An 18,896-nucleotide genomic window follows, 5' to 3' on the forward strand; every position below is an offset into this window, starting at 1 on the left:
TATGGGGGCTCTGACGAAAGCTGAGATGGCGGAACGTCTGTATGAAGAGCTGGGCCTGAACAAACGGGAGGCCAAGGAATTGGTCGAACTGTTTTTTGAGGAAATCAGGCACGCTCTTGAAGACAACGAACAAGTCAAATTGTCCGGTTTCGGCAATTTCGACCTTCGGGACAAACGCCAGCGGCCTGGCCGCAATCCGAAAACGGGGGAAGAAATCCCGATCACGGCTCGCCGTGTGGTCACCTTTCGTCCAGGGCAGAAGTTGAAGGCCCGAGTTGAGGCTTATGCTGGAACCAAGTCATAACGACGAGCTCCCCGTCATCCCAGGCAAACGCTACTTCACCATTGGTGAAGTCAGCGAGCTGTGTGCGGTAAAACCACACGTGCTGCGCTACTGGGAGCAGGAGTTTCCTCAACTCAACCCCGTCAAACGCCGCGGAAACCGCCGGTATTATCAGCGACAAGACGTGCTGATGATCCGGCAGATCCGCGCGCTTCTTTATGATCAGGGGTTCACCATCGGCGGCGCACGCTTGCGTTTGTCCGGCGATGAAGCCAAAGACGACACGACCCAATACAAGCAAATGATCCGCCAGATGATCGCCGAGCTGGAGGATGTTCTGGTGGTACTCAAGAAATAAATTCCTGCTTTTAAATACTTCCAGTTTTCAAAAGCTTGCGATATATTCTTGAGCGTTCTTCGAGAAGAGGAACGGGTTTCACGCCTAGTCGGGGCGTAGCGCAGTCCGGTAGCGCACTAGCATGGGGTGCTAGGGGTCGAGTGTTCGAATCACTCCGTCCCGACCATATAATTCAATGACTTAGCCCAATCTTTTCAGGTTGGGCTTTTTCATGCGCGTGACTTTTGCGTGACTCCTCTAATTTTTCACGCCTGCTTTCGCTTCAATATTGTCAGGACCGGTCCACGCGAATCGGTTGCTGATACCATGTTCGCAGCTTCAATCAGATGCCCGAGCTCAGCGCCCGAGTAGTGACTGGTGATGCTGCCGTTCTTGTGGCCAAGAAGAGCCTTGCGGTCTTCCTCGGTTACGCCTGCTGCGCGCAGCCGACGGCCAAATGTGTGTTTGAGGTCATGGATCCTTATGGATGCATAACCTGGGTGAGCGGGGCGAAGGTTTTCCTCCTGCCAGAGTTTCGCCGCTCTCACCCGAGCCTTCTGCCAAGCCGTGTCATTCATTCGATGCATCGGGGTGCCGTTGTAAGGGAAAACCCAATCCTTACTCACGCCGCGTTGTTTCTCGATGATCGACTTGGCCACGTTGTTGAGCACGACCAGTCGCTCGTCACCGTTCTTCACTCCAGACCGTTCGTGTCTGCCGCCAAAGTCTGCCGGAATCAGAAACACGCTGGTCCCGAGCTCTGGAACCGAAATCTCCCAATCCCATCGCAATTTGCAGACCTCCTGCTCCCGGGTGCCGGTGTTCACTTTGAACAACGCCATCGTTTGCAGGTGGGCCGGCAACTGCCCGAAAAGAATCGACTGCTCCGGCCACGACATCGGGTACGGCTTGCGGCTCGACTTCTTCTCTTCCAGCTTCGTGAGCATCGGCACGCTATCCAGCCACGGCCTGCGCTCATCATCTCGCCACTTCCTGGCACACAACGACAAAACCCGAACCACACGCTCGATCGAGATATTCACCGTCCTGTTGCTGACGCCTTTCTTCACCTTGCCGCCCTCAAGCTTCTTGGTCGCCAACCTGTCTTTGATGAACGGCACTAAGGCCTGATCATCGATGTGGGTCAGCGGCATGTCGCCTATGAACGGGTCCAGCTGGGAAAGGTGGTGCGCCGAAAGCTTGATTGAAGGCTGGTCTTTGAACTCCAACAGGAAGCGAGTCGCAGCCTCCCGCCAGATCCTGACCTTCTTTACGCCGTACACCTTCTGTTGCCGGATCTGCTCCAGCCGGTAGATCAGGTAGCGCTCCGCTTCTTCCCGGTCACCAGTTCCAGTGCTTTCGTAAAGTCGTTCTCCGTTGATTTTCTTGTCGATATGCCAGATACCTTTCCTCTCGGAGAGGCCTGTGATCGATTTTCGCGCCATGATTTATCTCCTTTCTGGCGCTCGCTGCGGGGCGATTGTTGCTCCGAAGCGCCATGTTTATCAATTGCCTTCGCTGCGACGTAGGCCGTAGCCCAGTCGTCGAGCTCTTCCCGGTCGAAGCCAACACCGCGCTCGCCGATTGGGAACTCGCTGACATGGGGGCGGACTGTTTTGTCGAACTCGGCTCGGCACATACCCAAATAGATGGGCGCAGCGCCGGCACGGATGAAGCGGGGAAGGATGCTTTCGCGTCGGGGCCGGGAGGGCGCCTGCGCCAGTTCTGCAGACATAAGTGCTCCATGCCGCGCGTGGCGGCAGAAGGTGGGGAGTGGGTTAATCCATTTGGTACCAGACGCCGCACTCGACGCCTTCTGCCTTCAGGGATTTGTACATGGCCTGCACGCCGGCGTAGCGCCGGTTACCCTGACCATCGAATGGGGTGCCGAGGTGAAAAGCCCTGGCGTGGTAGGTGGTGGCAGCCTGCATCCAGCCAACAATGCCTGCCTTGTCCAGGGTGCCTTCGCGGAGAAGGCCGACCCGGATGTAAACGCGATCGAGGTTGGCGCTGCCGCCGTCATCAGGTGCCGCGTTGGCGGCCGCCTTGCCTGCATCGATTGCGCGCGCAACTGCTGCTGCCAGCGCTGGGAGCTGATCTTTGGTCACAGGAACTCCTCGCCCGCCGTTCACCGGCAGGCTGGTAGGTGGAAGGAGAGTTAGGCTGGTGCTTTGGAGGCCAGCTCGCAGTCAGCGGCCAGTTTCAGAAGGTTGCGAGTGGTCGGTCTGAAGCTGCCGGTGTCCGGGTAGCATTCAAACTCATGGCCTTCCGGGAAAGCCTCGAACGGTCCATGCCAGCACCAATTGAGTTTCCAGTCAGTCCATACGGTGTATGCGTCCTGACCTTCACCCCAATAGTCGGTGCCGCCGCCGACACTCCATACGTGGCTCACGCGGGTACGCTGCTTGTACGCAAGCTCACTGGGTTCGTCTTTGTCGATCCAAGCGCGCCGATAGTGCCCGGGGTGCAACTGAAATAGGCGCTTGCTGAGCTTCTTCTCGATGCGGGCCTTCATCGCCGCGGCCCCTTGTAGATAAGCCAGGCCATGTAGGCGAGGGCGGGGAGGATCATGGCGTCACCTTCATATCAACACCGTCATGGATCCACTCGATGTCGGGCAGGTCGTCGTCGTCAATCTGCGCTTCACGCAGGTCGTTGCTGGCCAACAATTCCGCGACCTCATCGTCATCGATGCCCTCAATCACCTTTCGAAAATTTACGACCGCCTTTCCGGTCAGAACGACTGTTCTTTTCATTGGGCAATACCTGTCCTTTGCCGCTATAGCGGCTTACTTTGAAGGGGGAGGGAGTTACTGGCAGATGTTGAATCTGCGCAGGGTAATGCGCTTATAGCGCCATGTGAGCCATCTCGGGAGACAACCGAAAGATGAGGCTTGCTCCATGCGTTTGATGCTTGAAGGATTGTTGTTACAGGTAATCACCGACTTACTGGTGAGAATGCTCTACCAACTCATAGAGTGGTGTAACTCCTACCCGTGGTGGTCACTACTCACATGAGCTATGTGGCAAGACGCTGGTAAAGGTCGATGATGTCAGCAGCGTTTACCCGAACCAAGGCTTCCGCTTCGTCAGGGCAGGCGCTGTTGCCGACCAGCCGAACTTGGTCCGTTTGGTAGTTCGGGTTCGACTCATTCGCGCTGGCCGAAGTCCTCGAGGAACGCGGTGATCGGATCAAGCCGCGGCGCGCCGGTGATGATCAGCTTCGTCACTGTCGAGTGCTCAACCTTCAGCGGCTCAACGATATTTTTTTCTGTGGGCATAGGGGGAGCCTTGGCCGATGTTCGGCTACAGTAGGTAAGTCATCGAAATGGAGATCGGACATGCAATGCTTAATTTGCCAGGCTGCTTCTAAAATTGTTCACATGGCAGGATGCTGGTCCGAGGTCAAATGCTCGGCCGGATGTGGACACTTTAGGGTCTCAGCGAACCTTGTTGCGAAGATGAAGTTCAAGAACGAATTCTTTGACGTTGAACGAGCAAGGCAATGGCTTGGGATGGCTCGGAACGAGGGGCCAATGCCGTTGATATCGACCTACGATTACAACGTTTCTTTATTGCGTCGTGCCTCCAAAGAGTTATCTGCCAGCTTGCCGAGTCGTTCTAGGGAATCGATGACTTCGGAATAGGACTTCGTACTTCGATCCGCCGAAGTGCCTGCTGCTTCAGGGTTAGTTTGTTTTCTGTGGGCGTGGGGCGTCCTGTGCCGGGTGATGCCCGGGCGGCTGGCGTGATTTTAGTTTGTGGTCTATGTATCTATCTCGAATTCAGCCTTACTGGAGGCCGACATGAGATTGCAAAGCGATATCGATGCACTTGCGGCAATCGAGGAAGACGCTCAAATGATGCTCAAGCGAATAGGGATCCCCGACGATAAGCAGAAGCTAGAGGTCGTAATCTGCTTGCGGCAGATCATTGAGCTGGCCACCTACAGGAAGGCGATAGACCGAGTTGCTGAGCCTTTGGTGCGGTAGGCGACGAAGCCAGCCGCCCAGCTCACTGGCGTGATTCGTTGAAGTGGGGTATTTGTGTCGGCCCGGCATTGGGCCGGATAAACAACTGTGAGAATTTAAGGGGGATCATGGCTTTTTCTGGTTCTATTCAAACGGATGTATTTCCAGATCGAAGTCCGAATTGTCAGTGTTGGTTGCTTTTCCGAGCTGGCTCGCTTTCCCGTCTGAAACAATTTCAGAAGGGTAAAATTTATATGAATAGTGTGAATTATTTTTCAGGGCTGAAAGGTGAAGAGGCTACAGCGCTAAGAAAAGATGTGTTAGAAAAAAATTATTTAACGGTTCATAGTCAATTAGATGGAAGGCAGGTCGGTGAGTTTTTTGTTGAGGTCGATGGGGAAGAAGTTTCGCTAGGATCGGAAGCTATGTTGCATGTGGATCTACCTAAGCCATCAAATATTTTTATTTTCTGCATGGCTGCTTTAGCTGATGGTCTTGACGGCCTGATCCCAGGTGAACATGCAGGTCAGGTTACGTTAAGTAATCGCTTCGCAGAATTTGGCGATCATGTGTTGAAGATCAATAATCATGGTGAGTTTTCAAAGAGATTGAGTGCGGCGATCCTTGCGCACCCGTATTTATATAGTTCTCCATTTTTTGAAGGTGGCTATGGACAAGTTGATTATGTAGATATGAGTAATCATAGCGGCATCGTCGGACTTTTTAGAAAAGATATTGAGTATGCATGGCAGCGGGAGTATAGATTTTGTCTTGGTTGTACCTCAGGGGCTTTAAATGCCGATGGTGCGCTCGAACTTGAAATTGGCGACCTAAGTGACATTACGTCCATTGTTCCTGTTAAGCAATTTGCGTCTCAAGCTATTACATTGAGGCGAGGCCAACTTGAAATTAAGGACGGTGTAATGAGCCATCGTTACAAAAAAATGAATGCAAAAGGTGAGGGTGGGTCAGGCGGCGGCTGTCGATTCAGGTGAGTAGTCCAGCCAAGAAAGCTTGGTCGGCGACTTCCGTCTCAGGTCGTCCTGCGGCAACTTGATCTTCGCCCTGATAATGACGTCGCGGCACCGCCCCAGCTTTCGTATACGCTCGGCGTAATCCGCGGCGTACTGGGGGGGCATCGAACATGCTGCTGAGTTGGGCGACCCGCTTGCCGTCCATGATCTTGACCACCCGATCCTCGACAGTCTGTAGCCACTGACTCATCGACAGTTCAATCCGCTGACCCTTTTCGATCTTGAAGTCGCGAACCTTGCGCTTCGCCTCTTCGCGGGCGAAGTGTTCATTCATTCCGAATACAGCGAAAGTGCTCATGGCATCACTCCAGGCAGTCGAGCGCTTTTTGCAGCAGCGCATTCAGTGAAAGCTCCCGGTCGTCCGGGTCCATTGCTCGCTTGATCCACTGGCAGGCCTCGCCGGCACCATCGCGAAGATTTTCGAGTTCGTCTTCGTCATCGCTCGCCTGGCTTTCGAGGCGGCGGATGTCTTCACGCAGCTCTTCACGCTCTGCGCTCGGGTCGATGCTCTGCGAGGTGAAGCGGCGGGTCAGTTCGGCGGCGGCCGCCGGATCAAGCGCGGCGTAGTGAAGACACTCTTCGTCGCTCAAAGCATTTGCGGGAATGCTCATTGGTTATCTCCAGGCAGACGCCTGCCTCGCTGGCTGGCGTGATTCGTTGAAGTGAGGTATTGGTGTTCGGCCCGGCATGGAGCCGGATATAGGGGATGTGATGCAGAAAGAATTAGGACTTGCTGGGCGCGTTGGCTGCACCATGATTGCTGTCGCCGTCTTGCTACTGCCGATTCCGCTTTTGTTTGGGAAAATAGGCGTAGATGTGTTTTTGGCGGTTGAAACTATTTGGTTACTGGTAGCTGGTGGACTTGTCTTCGGCACGGATACCATCTCGAAGATTTCTTTTGGCCAGGCTTCAATAGAGCGAAAACTAAAGGCCACTGAACTCGCCCTTGATGAAGCTGAAGCCATCCGAGATGAGATGCGAGATATAGCGAGAGCAGTTGTCGAAAATAATTACTTGCTATCTTGTGTAACTCCCTTAGCAGGAGTAACCGCGGCACCGACGATGCGTTTCAATTCAAATATGAACAAGCTGAGCAAGTTTGCGGAGCCCGATCCTAATAAGGAACTTTCCTGGCTAGAAGACACACGAGGACTTTTCGGGCATGCCCCGCGCTGATTGCAATAGGTGAGGGTGGGTAATCCAGTGGCCATGGCCAATCTTCACAGGGTGCTACGATGCGGCCTCCTCAAAAGGACCACGACATGACCAAGCACGATATTTATGACGAGTACGAAGGCTTTCGGCTCTGGAACTACATGGAGTGCGAAACGCTGGAGAGCGGCCAGGAGGTCTGGCGGATCAACATCGAGGTGACGCGCAGTTACGCAAGTTAAGAAAAAATGATCGGCCGCCTAGAGTGGATAGTAAGGCAGTAGCGGTTTCTAAACACAAAACGGCTCGTTGATCGAGTTTTATGGCGCAGCTTGATCGCATCGGATTGCATCCCGAGTGCCTCTGCCTGCCGATGTATTCGAGGCATTAGGTAATGGGAAGTAATCTAGTGTTACCCACGTGCCAATTCCAAGAGGCTACAATGCAGCGTGGGTTTCACCCGTTCGTGATTGATCAAACTAAGGCATAAATTGCCCTATGTTGGTCGCTGGTACTCCGTTTGGAATATAGGGCTGAAAATAGCTCCACTTCTCTCTTGGAGTTGCTTCGCAAATGCGCACCCGCTTTCCTGCATCAGCGACGCTCACATAAGAACTACTTGCAGCTAAGGCTTGTGTGCTCTTGATTGTGAATGCTCCTATCGAAGCATTGTATTCAACAATGAATCGACTCCAGGTTTCATCCTCTACCCTAGCGAAAAGAGGCCATTCACTACCAATGGCACTTACAAATGATTGATGGCCAATTGAGAAGATTTTGACCTCGTTTGTCGGAAGGGCGACGAATTGAAAATGACAGAATTTATCTATGCTTTGTGCTGAAGCTATTAACTGTCTATTGCTTGTTGCGGTTATAAACTTTCCTTCTGCTAGGTTAGCAAAGGCAAAAACTTTACCCCCGTAAGGGAATCCTGCTGGTACATTGTTTTTTGTTTCGATTTCCATAATTACACCTCCATCATTAGTGGGGTCTATTAAGGCTGATGTGTCTTAATAGTATTATCGAAAGCATCAAAACGAGTGTAGGTGAGCCGAAGCTCGAAAATCAGTATAGCCCTCTGGGATAAAGAATCGTGCGATGGCTTATTTTTTATGTAGACCTGAAAAAATATTGGTTACACCGGATCTTTGCTGGTATCAATCTTGCTCAGATCCAACACCTAGATACTGCTTTCGCCGTCGGTGATCACCTAGTAGGGCAGCTCAAGATTTAGGAAGGTTCCGTTATATATCCGATAAACACAGAGCGCGGCATTGCGGAATGAGTCGGCGGAGACTTTGCCAATCGGCATTGGGCTGCCCCTCAGCAGCTTCAGGTCAAAGGTGGTCAGGCTGCTGATCCGGCCCCGCGCGGCATACACGGGCGATGGCGACAGATTGTAGATCGTCTCCACTACCTAGGCTGATTCGTTTTCCAATGCCACGGCAATGGCTTGATCACGGGCAGCATTCTGCAGTCATGCATAGATTACGGCTTGCATGGGTTATCTCCAGTCAGGCGCCGCCCTCCGTGACCGGATGCGATAGTGGGGTGGTGGCAATTTGGTTTTGAATGGTGTTTGATTGCTGGCCGGCATGGAGCCGGTTGATTATTAGGAGAGTGATTCGATGCCCATTATTCCGATTGAGCCGATCGAAGTGACAACCAGTAAAGGCTACAAAGCTGTTTTGACCGGCATTAACCCGGCCAGTACCGATACTATCGTTGGGAAGGTTCAATTGCCTGATGGCAAGGAAGCGACTGTTCGCTGGGACTTAAGTGGGCTTGCTCGTGACAACGACGGTTCGTTCAACATCCGCATGAATGATGATGAGTCTGGCGAACTGGATGAGCTGAAGGAAACCGCAAAACATTTCATGCTGCCTCACGTCAAAAAGTTTCTCTGATCGAAGAGGTGCGGCAAATCACTCGTCATGGCAGATACGCAGCTCTTCGCGTCTGTAGGCGAGCTCCAGTTCCCGCGACACGTTTTCGGATATCGTGATTTCGTGTCGCGGCGCTGCAAGAAACTGCGCCGATCCAACTGGGCCGAGCCCATGCAGATGGTGAATCATCAGCGTCATGGCCTCGCCCTGTTCATCGATGCCGCTCCAGGCCATCAGATCAGCCAACGCTTGGCGTGTTCCTGCCATGCAGTGCAGTCTGATTTCTTCCTCGCCGCGAGTCTTTCGCCTCGCCGCAGTCTTTGCTGATCGGTCTTTCTGCGCGGCTGCCATGGCTTACCTCTTCAATGCCGCTGGCCGGGATCCCCAGCCAGGTTTGTCGTTTGCGTTGCTGGATGCGGGCTGTGCGACGCATGAAGTGCAGCCTTTGCGCGCTACGGGATAGTCGACGCCGTACTTGGCTAGAATTCGCTCCAAGGTCTTGTTGGCAATGGCGAGCCTTCCGCACACCGCACGGCGCGTGATTCCAAGCTCTAAATAGGCCCTGATGCGCTCGGCGTACTGGGCGTCTCGCTGCTCAATCTGGATCAGGCGTTCTTCGTCGTACTTCCCGCCGCGCGCCACCTTCTTGAACTTGATGCCGAATTCCATTGCGAGATTGCACAGCGTGCGCCTGCTGATGTGCAGAGCAAGCGTGACTTCGGTCTGCGTGTGCGTGGCGCTCAAAGCGATGACCTGGTCGACTCGCTGCCTGCGTTTCTCGTCGCGGATATCAGCGGCGGCTATGGGCAGCGGAGTCGCCTCAACTCGACGCCGAACGAACGGCTTCGGCGCCGGCGGCATCTGGTTGCTGTAGCTGATCGGCTTGGGCTTGTAGCCGATGGGCGCCGCCTCTTCGATGTGGCCGCCGGCCGCCAGATATTGGGCGACCTGAGCTGCCAGTGCATCCGAGGCCGGGCGCATTGCCTCGACCATGCTGAGATGGTTGCTGATCATGATCAAGCTCCTAAAAGATGGGCCTGCGCCCTAGCTTTGTCCGCGACCTCATCAACCATGCGATTCAGTTCCAGATTGAACTGGACCAGCTCTTTGTGCAGGTTGGCGATGTAGTCTTCGTCGCGGTGAATCGTCTCGATGTAGAGCTGACACTCTTCATCTTGGCGAGAATCGAACGACAGAAAGTCCCACCATTTCCGTCCCGTAACGAACATGCAGCCCTGGACCTGCGGCATGTGTTCCTCGGGCATGCCTTCGAGCCATGTCTTGACGTGAATCGCCTCGTTGAAAGGGCACTTCGACTCGGTACCACCGTCATCGTTGATCAGGCCGTCTGGCGAGCAGCCGAGCCAGTCGTACTTCGGGTGGACGATGAACTCTGACGGTATGACGATGTTGCCGGTCAGCATCTCGTAGGCGTCCTGAGCCTTCTGTTCTTCGGTGTGACCCCACTTCATGGAAGCGCTGCTGACGTTGTGTTTGGACTTCTTTGCCAATCGCTCGAAGCACAGTTCGCGCATGTATGAGGTGCGCGCCCCCATAGGCTCGCGCTTCCCATTTTTGTCAGGCTTCCCCCAGGCAATCACATCTTTAAACCGGCTGGCTGTCACTCGGCCAGATCGGTCTGCATGCCACTTTTCAGTGCCCTGAAGCTCCGTTCTCACTACGCCGCTTCCTCGACCTGAGACAGGCCGTCGTTGGTGCCAGTCATATCGGTAAAGTCGCCATCAACAGTTGCCGCCATGTTCTTTAGCGCTTCGTGGCATTCCAGGCCGATCGCTGCGCGCTGCTTAGGCTTGAGACCTGCCCAGGCTGTCGCATAGGCTTCGATGTCCTGCCGCTTCGCGACGACCAAAAGGTCTGCGAATACTCCGTCGATTTCCGGCGACGGGGATTTCGGGCCGAACGACACACCAGCAGCGGCAGCGGTGTTTGAAGTCTGCTTCGCAGGTGTGATATCGATTTCGCCGCCGTACGAGTCTTCGAATTCATCGGGTGTATAGACGCCGAGGATGACGTCAGGGCAGAAGAGTCGCGCCCATTTTTTAGTCACCAAGTAGGCAATCTGCTGCTTTGGATCTTCCGCCCAAAGCGTAGAGTTCCGAGTACGGACCTGGGTGAGCAGAAGTTCCAGAACGCGTGGCTCATCTTCGCCTTTGAAGGTTGCCCAAACCTTGATCCCGAGACCTTTTTCGTCGTCAAAGCTCCAGGCCGGAACGCGATACTTCTTGAACTCGCCAGTGTCCTCGTCCTTCTTGGTTTTGCTGGTGACTTCGCGCATCTTCCCGATGACGTTTTCCCAGGTGCCGAACCACTCGAAGTTCAAGCGACCCTTGACGGGGGCCTTGGCGGTGATCACTGCGTTGACGAGCTGTGCCTCATAGCTCAATGCACCGCCGTTGACGATGAACGTCTTCTGCGCAACAGCGAAAGGGTTCATCTGCCACTGCATCGCTTGTAGCACTACCGCCATGCAGTCAGCTTGATTGCCCTTCAGATGCTTGGGGACTGTTGTCACGCCCTTCGACATCATCAGCGCGAGGTCGCTCATCGACTTCATGGTGCCTGGATCGAGAATGAGCGCTGCCGCGTTGTGCGATGGATCGTGGTACGTGGCGAGGCCGGTTGGTGCTTGGGTGTCTGAATCGGTCATTGCGCTCTCCGTGGCCGACAAGGAATGAGTCGACCTTTAGATGGAAAGAGGGGGGTTAGAAGCGGATGGCGCGAAGCCAAGCGCGAGCAGTGTCGAGGTCCACGTCGAAGCCCAGGGCTACAACCTCGACAATGTCGTCAACCGATGGCGCGGTCGTGGTCACATCGTCCGATTCAGCGGCGACCGCATGTGTGCTGATGGGGGCGATTTCAACCTTCTCTGCAACCAGAGCCGGAGTCACGGCAGTTAGTGGTGCCGGTGCGGCAGCTTGTGCGCGCAGGCGAGCCAGTTCTTCCTGGTCGCGTTGGTTCTGCTCGTCCTTTAGGCGCTGAGCGTCTTGATCGCGTTGCAGTTGCTCGCGCTGCCGGTTCAATTCTGCTTGCTGATCTGCAATGCGCTGGCGATCTTCTGCTGCGATCCGTTGACGTTCCTTCTCCGCGTTCTCATCGGCGATGCGCTGCTTCTCGCGCAGCTCATCAAGTTCTTTCTGCTGGGCCAGCAGCTTGGCGGCAGCCTCTTCTCGTTCAACGGCAGACCTGTGTAGCGTTTCAAGCTGCTCAATAGCGTTGTCGCGAGCGATGGTGCCTTCAGCTTCGAACTCGGCATATTCTTCGGGCAAAATCACCGACTCCTTGACGCTTTGCAGAACGCTTACGACATCAGCAGCGCTGCGGCTTGCATATGCAGCAGCGACAGAACTGAAGCGGGTAATCTTCGTCCGGATAGCTTCGATACGTTCAGCCTCGACACGCTCGCGCTCGGCCTTGGCGTCAGCTACGCGTTTTTCTTCGGCCTTAATTGCTTCGTCGACAGGCGTTTCGATTGCCAAAACGCGATCCTTCAGCGCCTCACCGAACTCCTTGACTTGGTTGACGCGAGCCTGGGCATCTTTGACTTTCTGCTGATAGGGGACGAGTGCCGTCTTGGTGGTGTTTGCCAGGGCATAGCGCACGTCGCGGATGTCAACGCGAACTTCCTTCGCATTCGCCAAACCTTCGCTGGTCGAGCAGTCAACGACCAGCTTTGCGTAAGTGGTCTCCAGGCGAACGATCTGTTCTTCGTGCGGCCGATATTCGGCGATGTCGGTGACGGCTACCGCAGGGACTACAGATTTTTGTACATCGTCGCTTTCGCTCATTTCGAGCGATTCTTGTGCGACTGCTTGTTTAGTATTTGTGGACATGACAGTTCCTTGCGGCGCGGTACGCAGCTTTGAAGGTGTGGGTTATTGAGTGAGCTGGCCGGAGTAGGCGCTTGCCAGCATCCAGGCGGTGAAGAAGAGCAGGGCGATGGCTGAGCCGCGCCAGAACCAAAAGCGCTTTGCGCGCTGATAGGCAGTCATGGCCGAACCCTCACCGCGATCCGGCCGCCTTTCATGGTTGCCGCCAGACGGCGCGGTAGGCTGGCGACCAGAGCTTCGCGAGACTTGCCAATCACCTCGTTGAACGGTAGGCCGAAACCCAGCAGGACCAGCTTCGATTCGATCTCGTCGAGCTGCTCGTCGATCAGTGATTTAACCGGTGGGGTCGTCATGCTGCTGCTCCCTGCTTGTTCGACTCGTTGTAGGAGGAGTAAATCTGATCGATGCGGGCCCGGTAGTGGCGCTGCTCGCCGTCGTCGATCACGCGCAGCAGGTAGGCCAACGTGATTACTGATGTCGCAGCTGAACTGGCGTTTGGCTTGCCGAGGTCGCGGATCATGTTGTCGATCTCGCCTTCGATCCAGGTGACCGCCGTATCGTGGTCGCGTTGTTGAGTGCTCACGCTGCGCCTCCTTTTGGCGGACACACCATTTCCATCTGCGCCATGGTGGCGGCAATACGTTGCTTCAGGCTTTTGCGCTCTTCCACCAGTCGTGCTGCCCGATCAGCCAGCGCCTGAGTGCGCATCTGTTCAGAGGCTTCGTAGTCGTGGAACTCGTCGGGCTTCGCTTTCTTCTCGCGACCCCAAGCGTCGTAGCGCCTATCCCACTCTCGGGCTTGCGCACCGTCTGCATAGCTGGTTGCCATGGTCGCCTCCAGAGTGGCGGGTTATGCGACTTTCGCTTCGCCGGTGAAGGTGTCGATGACCGCCTGACTCTGCTCCTGCACATCGAGGAACAAGATGTTCGCCGGGGGGAAGATGTCGACACGACCGTCCGGATACTCGACGATCGCCACGGTGTAGTTTCCAAAGCCGGTATCAGCTTCAATCGTGTCTACACCCCAGTGATGGAACAGCGCTTTACCAGCGCTCTTGAAGCCGGAGCGGGAATTGCCGATTCGAGTCATTACTGGTCGCATCGCGAATACCTCTGTGGTTGATCCAACAAAACTCGGCTGCACTCATCCGTTCCGCTGGTTGCCGTTGGGCGCGGAGGGGAGTGCATGCGGGTGGTGTCGGGGAAGGGGGGACGAGTAGCGCGGATCCCGTAGCGGGTATGGCACGCATAAAAAAGCCCGCGAGAGACGCAGGCTTCAGGTGCTGACCTTTAGAGGCAGTCGGACGTGCCTATCTGAATGTCGGCTATCGGTGAGTTGCTTGAGTCGTTGAAGGTGTAATTAACCAAAAGCCCCGACTTCACGAAAGGTCCTAGACCTTTTTCGGCGCAGGATACCGAGGTGGCAAGGGCTTTTGTGTCCTTCGTAAATGAATCGGAATCGACTTCGTTTTTCGAGACTTTTGTGAGTGTGTATGAGACACGCATGATCCCATCTTTGTAGGTTACCGAATCGAGGCGAGTTGATTCATCGAACATCTTTGGGGATCCGACATTCATGAGGAGCGCGATCCCTTGAAGCTGGCGTTCTCGCTCTTGCTTTTTCTCTTCCGGAGCAGACTTTAAATGCCAGACTTGGACCAGGATAAAGAGTGAAATCATTGCCGAAAAAAATATGATTAATCCGCGGTACTGCTTCAACTGAGATCTCCTTGGCAAAAGGCCATCACTTATTTGACCATGCCGCTACCATCATCTCAAGTACGAGGAATTGCCGGTCACGTCTCCGGCGCCGAGTTCCACGGCCGTGTTCAGTTCGCCAGCGCTCGATAACAACCGATTCTGGGATTTGATGCAGGTGGGCGGTTATAGGCCGCAGTTTCGTCCGCATCGGAGAGTGATCGAAACACCAGGGCGCAACCCCTGCTTGTTTCCCGCCGCGTTTATAGTGTTGGCCGTCTCGCTCATACCGGCTCAGGAGATTCCCGGGGCTTTGCGATCCTAGCGCTGCAGCCCGCTTGGGCACGCTTCGATCACTCTCCTATGCGGCCTGGTGCTGGGGAGTACCAGGTGCTCGGGCCGTCTTTCCGGCTGTCCGTCGTCCTATTCCGACTGTCAGCGTGCTTGATCTGGCTCATTGGCTAGGCCCCGGCTTCAGTAGTAGTCGGCACTCCGATGTCTTCTGGTCGTATGGGCTAAACCTCCCATGCCTTCCACCAGGCCTGTCATCGTTCGGGTTGCTCTGCTGCAGATGGCCGAATAAGGCTGCTATGTCTATTTGTTGATCGCCTCAGCTCCCGCTGGTCCGAGGCCACGTCCGCTTTCATCTGCATCCTTCTGCCCACTCACTGAATGGGCAGAGGTGATGCTTCAGCCTTCGCAAGACCATTGGTGGTGGTTTGCGTGTTCCTCGCTACAGAACGGCAGGCTTTGCTGGCGCACATACTTCTTCTTGCGCACCGGGTCGTAGGCCTGATCGATGATGGTTTTGTAAACCGGCGGGTCGGCGGGCTTGCCGCAGCGTGTGCACTTCGTTGGTGTTGCTGGTTGATTCATGGCTGCTGCCCTCGGTTGTCATCCCAAAGCCCGCTCATTGAACGGGCTTCAGTGATGCTTTCCGCCGTAACCCGCTACTGGCGTCGGTCACGGGCCTATCTCAAATTGTTCGTCCAGCCGCGGGCCTTTCGGCTTGTTCTCCCGCTGGATAACTGTTCTTGGCGTTTTACGCTGCACGCCCGGGTCAGTTGCCAACCCTCTGAACCGTTGAGGCCGGTTCATCGCTGCCTTTGAATCTGGGCCGGTGGTGATCCGGCAAGGTGAAGCGGTATGGCTAAAGAGCGGCGCGGCTTTCGCTGCTGGGCCGGTGTTGCGTTGGCTTGAGATGAATTTAAGCAAGCTGAAATTAATGTGTCAAGCATGCTGAATAAATAAATTCAGAATGCTGAAATTCGCAGGCGTTAAAAAGCCCGCTCGAAGGCGGGCTCATTTCAAGCTTCGCAGTACTCTCGCCACCCAATCCTTACCGCACCGCTCTCAAGACGCTCCATGCGTACTCCGCTGGTGTCTTCAATTTCCTGAAGGACTTGCTGCCATGCTTCAGCGGGTTCTTCTTCAAGCCTGGTGACTGTGATGGCCTGGACCTTTTGGACACCGGGTGCAGCTATCAGACGCTGGATGCGCCGGCCAACCAATTCATATGAGTCTCTGGCTTGCGAAACGGGTGACGCGATTTTTGACATGGAAAGCTCCTTGCTATAGCTGTATATATATACAGTATTGTTCTTGCCATATTTTGGCAAGAGACATTGACCCATCTGTTTCGGTAGTGGGGGCTTGTAAGCACCTTTTCTCCGGGCAGAAAAAAGCCCGCGCTGGCGGGCTCTATTTTGTCGCGCATATATGGAGGAGGGCGCTGCGATCAGTCCGGCCCTTGAGTCTTTAACCTGGCCAGACCTTGTTTGATGTGCCCTGTGTTCTCGCCGATCGCGTCCAGCGCGCCACGGACGTTGTCGCCAGTCTCGGCATGGCCTTGGCTCTCAACCAATAAGGTCAGTTCCATCAGCGCAGCCTCAAGGGCGAGCTGATTGTGATGCAGGCGTTCAAGGACATCAGGGAGAGAATATTCGGGGGAGGGCATGGCTTCGACTCCGTTCGAGGGAGTGGGGAGCTTAGCAGCGGGAATGGCTCGCTGGAACGCAAAGCATACGGTCGTAGCCAGTACACTACTTTTGCTGATGCAGGTATTTCTGTATTGCATCAACTTCAAGTTTGCTTGGCATTGCACCGTTGTCAGATTTAAAACTAGTGCCAGCCCAATGCGGCATTGGCGCCTTTAGAGGCTTTCCATGGTCGTCGATACCGCTCAGCACGGCTCGCTCAAAAACTTTTGATTTCCACTCACTGGCATCTCCGGCCAGCTTAGGTGCTGATCCTCCCATGCCTCGAGGCCCATGGCAGACACTGCAATTATCTTGAAAAAGTGTTTCTCCATCTGGAGGTGATGCCATGGTCGATGAGCAAGAGAGTAGGGTTATGATTGCAAGAAATGCGCATTTCATTTTTGGCTCCTTGACGTCCCAGCAACGACGCGGCTGCTTTGGGGGACGCTACGTGAGAGCGTAGCAGGAGGCGCATGACTAGGGGACGAGAGGACTGCGATAACTAAAAGCCCGGCGCTAGGCCGGGCTCTCTATAGATGGGGCCAAATCCCTTTGGCTGACTGCAGTGTGCTTGGTAGGTGTGACGAAGGGATGACAGACAGATACGAAAAGCCCGGCGCTGGGCCGGGCTTTGGTTTCAGGTTTTGGGGGACTGTATGTCGTTATGAAAATTAAGCTGCTCAGGGTTAGCGTCAATACTCGAGAGGGATCTAGCCAGAATGCCGACCGTTCCAGCTCTCCGGTAAATCTGCTTATCGTGCGTCCATATCTCTTTGGCACCGGCCGCCACCGAAATGGCAAGAATCTGCCGATCGTATTTTAGCTTGGCCATCGTGGAGTCAGGGTCGAGCTGCTTCATCTCCTGGTTGCTTACAAGCATCGCGCACTCGATTGCGGCCAACTGATCAAATGGAGAAACCTCAATGCATTTGACGCCATTGATGATGTCGAGATGCTTTTGATAGCTGTCACGGCGAATACCTATCAGGTACTCGGCCAGTACCGGCGCTGGAAGCACCACAACGCCTTTGATTGCCTCGATCCGCTCAACAAGCGCCTGGGCCCGCATAAATGCATTGTCTACGACTCGATCTGTCTCGGGATCTCGAAGTTCTTTAGCGCCTTCGTTTTGCATGATCTGGACTAGGACGTTTGTATCAATGACGATTTTCAAACTTAACCCCTAGTTTCCAAAATACCGGAATGGGCGCCAGACATATCGTTCCAGTCAACTCCTCCCGCGGCCTTAAGCCGGGCTATAGCTTCCTTGAAGCCGATATCTTCCAATTTGGTGAAGGTGCTGATTTTCAGCTTTACCAGCTTCCATGAACCGTCATCGGAGCGCACCCATTCGCCATCACCATGCAGTCGAACGGGCTTGAAAAGAAGCTGAGCAAGTCGCTCTGCAACAGCTACGTCCGCCTCGCATAGAAGACTTTCGTTGTCAGCCCCCTCAATCCTAACCGGAACCGTCTCATCTTTTCCCCCAACGCTATACAGTCGCCCCTGGATGCTGGACGGCTTAATAATTCTAAGTGGGGGTTCTTCCAATTTAACGCGTGGGAACTGGAAGATCTGAGCCCCTTCAGATCTGATTGATGCGCCCGTACCGTCAATGGCCATATATCCCGAAAGGGTTTTGTAGGCTGCGACAGCTGATTTTTTCCCAAGTCCGCCAGATACCTCCCGTACTTGATTCATTATCAAGGGGTAGGCTTTCTCCTCGACAAAGGACTTAAGCTGGGCTGACCCGGTGTCCACCCGATCAAAATGGACAGATTCCTCGCAGCCATAGAGCGCAGCCAGGGCGCGCAAGTAATCCGCAAGCCGCTTCATGGAAAGCTGGCCGGGGGTAAGGTCGTCGAGGTAAAGCGTTAACTCTTTCATGTCTTGATTATAGTCACGCGTCCATTTCAATCACTATAGGCATTCGTCGTCGCCCTGCCATTCACTCAGCCTTTCCCCGAACAATCCTTTCCGCCTTCACCTCATCAGCGTAAGCAGTCAGCCGATCCTCATCGGCGTGGAACACGGCGCACATCCTCAGCACTGCCTGGGCATCTGCCTCGTTCCCAGCCTGGCTCAGCCGCTCGGCGACTCGCATCAGCTCAACAGCCGATCACTTCAAATCAGAGGCGACACCTTGGAGGTCGCGCTTTAGGTCTTGCTCGGGCTTGTTGAGTCCCATATCCCCTCCTAAATATCCCCGCCAGGCCACCTATTCATCTCTGGATCGTAAACAATCTTTCCTATCTTCACCTCGTCCGCAAGCGCCGCAAGCCGATCTGCATCCTCATATAGCTTCGCAATCAGTTTCAGAACGGCTGTCACCTCGACATCTCTGCAGTCCTTGGTGATGCTGAGCACTTCGCTTGCGGCTTGCTCAAGGCCGAACGCTATCTCCTTCAGTTCGATGCGCAGGTCTTGGTTGGGCTTGGTGAGTGTCATCTTTGCCTCACACATTCTGGCCGCTTTAGGCTTTTCAATGAGTCCATGGCGGTCTTCAATGAAGAGTCTTACGACTTTCGCCAATCCTGATCCGATCCAGCGCCCGATTTAGGGAATCCAAGGCATCAAGGAGGGCTTTCGCCTCGGTCTCTCGACCATCTCCCCAAAGGCGCTCAGCCATTTTGTTCAGGGCCTGGATATATCTTTCAATGTCTGCAGCGGTTGCTGTAGCTGGGTCTGCCGCACGCTTCTTTGGCATTG

General features: G+C 54.6%; 34 protein-coding genes, 1 tRNA gene and 1 pseudogene. 8 read left to right on the plus strand and 28 right to left on the minus strand.

The window, feature by feature from the left end:
• The first annotated feature begins 1 nt into the window (after position 1).
• The 3 genes from ihfA to JFU47_RS27620 all read left to right on the plus strand — a co-directional run bounded on the left by ihfA (position 2) and on the right by JFU47_RS27620 (position 807).
• The gene (gene ihfA / locus JFU47_RS27610) at positions 2-304 is read left to right on the plus strand and encodes an integration host factor subunit alpha (protein WP_002553164.1); all 303 of its coding nucleotides are present in this window, start codon (positions 2-4) and stop codon (positions 302-304) included.
• Positions 285-641 carry a MerR family transcriptional regulator gene (locus JFU47_RS27615; RefSeq protein WP_003179985.1) on the plus strand — a complete coding sequence of 119 codons (357 nt, stop codon included), beginning with the start codon at positions 285-287 and terminating at the stop codon, positions 639-641. Before ihfA ends, JFU47_RS27615 begins: the two co-directional genes overlap by 20 nt.
• Positions 642-730: 89 nt before the next feature.
• Positions 731-807 (plus strand) — tRNA-Pro (locus JFU47_RS27620).
• Between the two features lie 79 nt (positions 808-886).
• Here the strand turns inward: JFU47_RS27620 and JFU47_RS27625 are convergent.
• The 6 genes from JFU47_RS27625 to JFU47_RS33320 form a co-directional block, all read right to left on the minus strand.
• On the minus strand, positions 887-2,050 hold the full coding sequence (locus JFU47_RS27625) for a tyrosine-type recombinase/integrase (protein WP_342215401.1): 1,164 nt from the start codon (positions 2,048-2,050) through the stop codon (positions 887-889).
• Positions 1,936-2,355 carry a hypothetical protein gene (locus JFU47_RS33405; RefSeq protein ID WP_342215397.1) on the minus strand — a complete coding sequence of 140 codons (420 nt, stop codon included), beginning with the start codon at positions 2,353-2,355 and terminating at the stop codon, positions 1,936-1,938. Before JFU47_RS33405 ends, JFU47_RS27625 begins: the two co-directional genes overlap by 115 nt.
• A 43-nt stretch (positions 2,356-2,398) precedes the next feature.
• Positions 2,399-2,728 carry a hypothetical protein gene (locus tag JFU47_RS27630; protein ID WP_201187048.1) on the minus strand — a complete coding sequence of 110 codons (330 nt, stop codon included), beginning with the start codon at positions 2,726-2,728 and terminating at the stop codon, positions 2,399-2,401.
• Between the two features lie 50 nt (positions 2,729-2,778).
• Positions 2,779-3,135, minus strand: a complete 357-nt coding sequence (locus JFU47_RS27635; RefSeq protein WP_201187049.1) for a hypothetical protein — start codon at positions 3,133-3,135, stop codon at positions 2,779-2,781.
• A 52-nt stretch (positions 3,136-3,187) separates the two neighbouring features.
• Complete coding sequence (locus JFU47_RS27640) at positions 3,188-3,376, minus strand: hypothetical protein (protein ID WP_201187050.1); 189 nt, start codon at positions 3,374-3,376, stop codon at positions 3,188-3,190.
• A 393-nt stretch (positions 3,377-3,769) separates the two neighbouring features.
• Positions 3,770-3,901, minus strand: a complete 132-nt coding sequence (locus JFU47_RS33320) for a hypothetical protein (RefSeq protein WP_274610010.1) — start codon at positions 3,899-3,901, stop codon at positions 3,770-3,772.
• 525 nt (positions 3,902-4,426) lie between these two features.
• Between JFU47_RS33320 and JFU47_RS27645 the strand changes: the two genes are divergently transcribed.
• Complete coding sequence (locus JFU47_RS27645; protein WP_201187052.1) at positions 4,427-4,612, plus strand: hypothetical protein; 186 nt, start codon at positions 4,427-4,429, stop codon at positions 4,610-4,612.
• Positions 4,613-4,719: 107 nt separating this feature from the next.
• Complete coding sequence (locus JFU47_RS27650) at positions 4,720-5,586, plus strand: hypothetical protein (RefSeq protein WP_201187054.1); 867 nt, start codon at positions 4,720-4,722, stop codon at positions 5,584-5,586.
• Here JFU47_RS27650 and JFU47_RS27655 read toward each other — a convergent pair.
• Positions 5,579-5,923: a hypothetical protein gene (locus tag JFU47_RS27655; RefSeq protein ID WP_201187056.1), complete on the minus strand. Its 345-nt coding sequence runs from the start codon at positions 5,921-5,923 to the stop codon at positions 5,579-5,581. The genes JFU47_RS27650 and JFU47_RS27655 overlap by 8 nt on opposite strands.
• A 4-nt stretch (positions 5,924-5,927) precedes the next feature.
• Entirely contained in the window at positions 5,928-6,236 is a 309-nt protein-coding gene (locus JFU47_RS27660) for a hypothetical protein (protein ID WP_201187058.1), read from the minus strand.
• 100 nt (positions 6,237-6,336) lie between these two features.
• Here JFU47_RS27660 and JFU47_RS27665 point away from each other — a divergent pair, with 100 nt between their 5' ends.
• Positions 6,337-6,801: a hypothetical protein gene (locus JFU47_RS27665; protein WP_201187060.1), complete on the plus strand. Its 465-nt coding sequence runs from the start codon at positions 6,337-6,339 to the stop codon at positions 6,799-6,801.
• 86 nt (positions 6,802-6,887) lie between these two features.
• Positions 6,888-7,019, plus strand: coding sequence for a hypothetical protein (locus tag JFU47_RS33325; protein WP_274610006.1), 132 nt, complete (start codon positions 6,888-6,890; stop codon positions 7,017-7,019).
• A 237-nt stretch (positions 7,020-7,256) separates the two neighbouring features.
• On the opposite strand, the gene JFU47_RS27670 is transcribed toward JFU47_RS33325, so the two are convergent.
• Positions 7,257-7,742 carry a fascin domain-containing protein gene (locus JFU47_RS27670; protein WP_201187062.1) on the minus strand — a complete coding sequence of 162 codons (486 nt, stop codon included), beginning with the start codon at positions 7,740-7,742 and terminating at the stop codon, positions 7,257-7,259.
• A 663-nt stretch (positions 7,743-8,405) separates the two neighbouring features.
• Here JFU47_RS27670 and JFU47_RS27675 point away from each other — a divergent pair.
• On the plus strand, positions 8,406-8,684 hold the full coding sequence (locus tag JFU47_RS27675; RefSeq protein WP_201187064.1) for a hypothetical protein: 279 nt from the start codon (positions 8,406-8,408) through the stop codon (positions 8,682-8,684).
• Between the two features lie 18 nt (positions 8,685-8,702).
• On the opposite strand, the gene JFU47_RS27680 is transcribed toward JFU47_RS27675, so the two are convergent.
• From JFU47_RS27680 to JFU47_RS33175, 19 genes and pseudogenes are all read right to left on the minus strand, one after another.
• Entirely contained in the window at positions 8,703-9,014 is a 312-nt protein-coding gene (locus tag JFU47_RS27680; protein WP_201187066.1) for a hypothetical protein, read from the minus strand.
• A gap of 3 nt (positions 9,015-9,017) precedes the next feature.
• Positions 9,018-9,677 (minus strand): hypothetical protein, encoded by a 660-nt coding sequence (locus JFU47_RS27685; RefSeq protein ID WP_201187068.1) that lies wholly within the window; start codon positions 9,675-9,677, stop codon positions 9,018-9,020.
• Between the two features lie 2 nt (positions 9,678-9,679).
• Positions 9,680-10,342 carry a YqaJ viral recombinase family protein gene (locus JFU47_RS27690; protein WP_201187070.1) on the minus strand — a complete coding sequence of 221 codons (663 nt, stop codon included), beginning with the start codon at positions 10,340-10,342 and terminating at the stop codon, positions 9,680-9,682.
• Complete coding sequence (locus JFU47_RS27695; RefSeq protein ID WP_201187072.1) at positions 10,342-11,331, minus strand: RecT family recombinase; 990 nt, start codon at positions 11,329-11,331, stop codon at positions 10,342-10,344. The genes JFU47_RS27690 and JFU47_RS27695 overlap by 1 nt, the downstream gene beginning before the upstream one ends.
• 55 nt (positions 11,332-11,386) lie before the next feature.
• Positions 11,387-12,514, minus strand: coding sequence for a hypothetical protein (locus JFU47_RS27700; protein ID WP_242485165.1), 1,128 nt, complete (start codon positions 12,512-12,514; stop codon positions 11,387-11,389).
• 155 nt (positions 12,515-12,669) lie between these two features.
• Positions 12,670-12,864, minus strand: a complete 195-nt coding sequence (locus JFU47_RS27705; RefSeq protein WP_008075831.1) for a hypothetical protein — start codon at positions 12,862-12,864, stop codon at positions 12,670-12,672.
• Positions 12,861-13,094, minus strand: a complete 234-nt coding sequence (locus JFU47_RS27710) for a hypothetical protein (protein ID WP_201187074.1) — start codon at positions 13,092-13,094, stop codon at positions 12,861-12,863. Before JFU47_RS27710 ends, JFU47_RS27705 begins: the two co-directional genes overlap by 4 nt.
• Positions 13,091-13,339: a hypothetical protein gene (locus JFU47_RS27715; protein ID WP_201187076.1), complete on the minus strand. Its 249-nt coding sequence runs from the start codon at positions 13,337-13,339 to the stop codon at positions 13,091-13,093. The genes JFU47_RS27710 and JFU47_RS27715 overlap by 4 nt, the downstream gene beginning before the upstream one ends.
• A gap of 21 nt (positions 13,340-13,360) precedes the next feature.
• The gene (locus tag JFU47_RS27720; protein WP_201187078.1) at positions 13,361-13,612 is read right to left on the minus strand and encodes a hypothetical protein; all 252 of its coding nucleotides are present in this window, start codon (positions 13,610-13,612) and stop codon (positions 13,361-13,363) included.
• A gap of 188 nt (positions 13,613-13,800) precedes the next feature.
• Positions 13,801-14,229, minus strand: coding sequence for a hypothetical protein (locus JFU47_RS27725; RefSeq protein ID WP_242485166.1), 429 nt, complete (start codon positions 14,227-14,229; stop codon positions 13,801-13,803).
• A gap of 669 nt (positions 14,230-14,898) precedes the next feature.
• Positions 14,899-15,084, minus strand: coding sequence for a hypothetical protein (locus tag JFU47_RS27730; RefSeq protein WP_201187080.1), 186 nt, complete (start codon positions 15,082-15,084; stop codon positions 14,899-14,901).
• A gap of 431 nt (positions 15,085-15,515) precedes the next feature.
• Positions 15,516-15,767 (minus strand): DUF1654 domain-containing protein, encoded by a 252-nt coding sequence (locus JFU47_RS27735; RefSeq protein WP_201187082.1) that lies wholly within the window; start codon positions 15,765-15,767, stop codon positions 15,516-15,518.
• A 179-nt stretch (positions 15,768-15,946) separates the two neighbouring features.
• Complete coding sequence (locus JFU47_RS27740; RefSeq protein ID WP_201187084.1) at positions 15,947-16,165, minus strand: hypothetical protein; 219 nt, start codon at positions 16,163-16,165, stop codon at positions 15,947-15,949.
• A gap of 85 nt (positions 16,166-16,250) precedes the next feature.
• Positions 16,251-16,586, minus strand: coding sequence for a c-type cytochrome (locus tag JFU47_RS27745; protein ID WP_201187086.1), 336 nt, complete (start codon positions 16,584-16,586; stop codon positions 16,251-16,253).
• 238 nt (positions 16,587-16,824) lie between these two features.
• Complete coding sequence (locus JFU47_RS27750; RefSeq protein WP_201187095.1) at positions 16,825-17,361, minus strand: PIN domain-containing protein; 537 nt, start codon at positions 17,359-17,361, stop codon at positions 16,825-16,827.
• A gap of 2 nt (positions 17,362-17,363) precedes the next feature.
• Positions 17,364-18,074, minus strand: coding sequence for a hypothetical protein (locus JFU47_RS27755; RefSeq protein WP_201187097.1), 711 nt, complete (start codon positions 18,072-18,074; stop codon positions 17,364-17,366).
• A gap of 61 nt (positions 18,075-18,135) precedes the next feature.
• Positions 18,136-18,375: pseudogene (locus JFU47_RS33170) on the minus strand (hypothetical protein).
• 8 nt (positions 18,376-18,383) lie between these two features.
• Positions 18,384-18,719 (minus strand): hypothetical protein, encoded by a 336-nt coding sequence (locus JFU47_RS27760; RefSeq protein WP_242485167.1) that lies wholly within the window; start codon positions 18,717-18,719, stop codon positions 18,384-18,386.
• Positions 18,691-18,894 carry a hypothetical protein gene (locus JFU47_RS33175; RefSeq protein ID WP_242485168.1) on the minus strand — a complete coding sequence of 68 codons (204 nt, stop codon included), beginning with the start codon at positions 18,892-18,894 and terminating at the stop codon, positions 18,691-18,693. Before JFU47_RS33175 ends, JFU47_RS27760 begins: the two co-directional genes overlap by 29 nt.
• Between the last annotated feature and the right edge of the window lie 2 nt (positions 18,895-18,896).

It is taken from the genome of Pseudomonas sp. TH39(2020), from assembly GCF_016650715.1.
GTDB classification, from domain to species: Bacteria; Pseudomonadota; Gammaproteobacteria; order Pseudomonadales; family Pseudomonadaceae; genus Aquipseudomonas; species Aquipseudomonas mandelii_C.

Bases quoted from the DNA above. Each gene is read 5' to 3' on its own strand.
- JFU47_RS27645 (WP_201187052.1), top strand. From the start codon at position 4,427: ATGAGATTGCAAAGCGATATCGATGCACTTGCGGCAATCGAGGAAGAC.
- JFU47_RS27730 (WP_201187080.1), bottom strand. From the start codon at position 15,084: ATGAATCAACCAGCAACACCAACGAAGTGCACACGCTGCGGCAAGCCC.
- JFU47_RS27685 (WP_201187068.1), bottom strand. From the start codon at position 9,677: ATGATCAGCAACCATCTCAGCATGGTCGAGGCAATGCGCCCGGCCTCG.
- JFU47_RS33325 (WP_274610006.1), top strand. From the start codon at position 6,888: ATGACCAAGCACGATATTTATGACGAGTACGAAGGCTTTCGGCTCTGG.
- JFU47_RS27665 (WP_201187060.1), top strand. From the start codon at position 6,337: ATGCAGAAAGAATTAGGACTTGCTGGGCGCGTTGGCTGCACCATGATT.
- JFU47_RS27650 (WP_201187054.1), top strand. From the start codon at position 4,720: ATGGCTTTTTCTGGTTCTATTCAAACGGATGTATTTCCAGATCGAAGT.
- JFU47_RS27700 (WP_242485165.1), bottom strand. From the start codon at position 12,514: ATGTCCACAAATACTAAACAAGCAGTCGCACAAGAATCGCTCGAAATG.
- JFU47_RS27615 (WP_003179985.1), top strand. From the start codon at position 285: ATGCTGGAACCAAGTCATAACGACGAGCTCCCCGTCATCCCAGGCAAA.
- JFU47_RS33175 (WP_242485168.1), bottom strand. From the start codon at position 18,894: ATGCCAAAGAAGCGTGCGGCAGACCCAGCTACAGCAACCGCTGCAGAC.
- JFU47_RS27740 (WP_201187084.1), bottom strand. From the start codon at position 16,165: ATGCCCTCCCCCGAATATTCTCTCCCTGATGTCCTTGAACGCCTGCAT.
- JFU47_RS27635 (WP_201187049.1), bottom strand. From the start codon at position 3,135: ATGAAGGCCCGCATCGAGAAGAAGCTCAGCAAGCGCCTATTTCAGTTG.
- JFU47_RS27745 (WP_201187086.1), bottom strand. From the start codon at position 16,586: ATGAAATGCGCATTTCTTGCAATCATAACCCTACTCTCTTGCTCATCG.
- JFU47_RS27735 (WP_201187082.1), bottom strand. From the start codon at position 15,767: ATGTCAAAAATCGCGTCACCCGTTTCGCAAGCCAGAGACTCATATGAA.
- JFU47_RS27705 (WP_008075831.1), bottom strand. From the start codon at position 12,864: ATGACGACCCCACCGGTTAAATCACTGATCGACGAGCAGCTCGACGAG.
- JFU47_RS27640 (WP_201187050.1), bottom strand. From the start codon at position 3,376: ATGAAAAGAACAGTCGTTCTGACCGGAAAGGCGGTCGTAAATTTTCGA.
- JFU47_RS27680 (WP_201187066.1), bottom strand. From the start codon at position 9,014: ATGGCAGCCGCGCAGAAAGACCGATCAGCAAAGACTGCGGCGAGGCGA.
- JFU47_RS27660 (WP_201187058.1), bottom strand. From the start codon at position 6,236: ATGAGCATTCCCGCAAATGCTTTGAGCGACGAAGAGTGTCTTCACTAC.
- JFU47_RS27720 (WP_201187078.1), bottom strand. From the start codon at position 13,612: ATGCGACCAGTAATGACTCGAATCGGCAATTCCCGCTCCGGCTTCAAG.
- JFU47_RS27670 (WP_201187062.1), bottom strand. From the start codon at position 7,742: ATGGAAATCGAAACAAAAAACAATGTACCAGCAGGATTCCCTTACGGG.
- JFU47_RS27655 (WP_201187056.1), bottom strand. From the start codon at position 5,923: ATGAGCACTTTCGCTGTATTCGGAATGAATGAACACTTCGCCCGCGAA.
- JFU47_RS27695 (WP_201187072.1), bottom strand. From the start codon at position 11,331: ATGACCGATTCAGACACCCAAGCACCAACCGGCCTCGCCACGTACCAC.
- JFU47_RS27675 (WP_201187064.1), top strand. From the start codon at position 8,406: ATGCCCATTATTCCGATTGAGCCGATCGAAGTGACAACCAGTAAAGGC.
- JFU47_RS27755 (WP_201187097.1), bottom strand. From the start codon at position 18,074: ATGAAAGAGTTAACGCTTTACCTCGACGACCTTACCCCCGGCCAGCTT.
- JFU47_RS33405 (WP_342215397.1), bottom strand. From the start codon at position 2,355: ATGTCTGCAGAACTGGCGCAGGCGCCCTCCCGGCCCCGACGCGAAAGC.
- JFU47_RS27715 (WP_201187076.1), bottom strand. From the start codon at position 13,339: ATGGCAACCAGCTATGCAGACGGTGCGCAAGCCCGAGAGTGGGATAGG.
- JFU47_RS33320 (WP_274610010.1), bottom strand. From the start codon at position 3,901: ATGCCCACAGAAAAAAATATCGTTGAGCCGCTGAAGGTTGAGCACTCG.
- ihfA (WP_002553164.1), top strand. From the start codon at position 2: ATGGGGGCTCTGACGAAAGCTGAGATGGCGGAACGTCTGTATGAAGAG.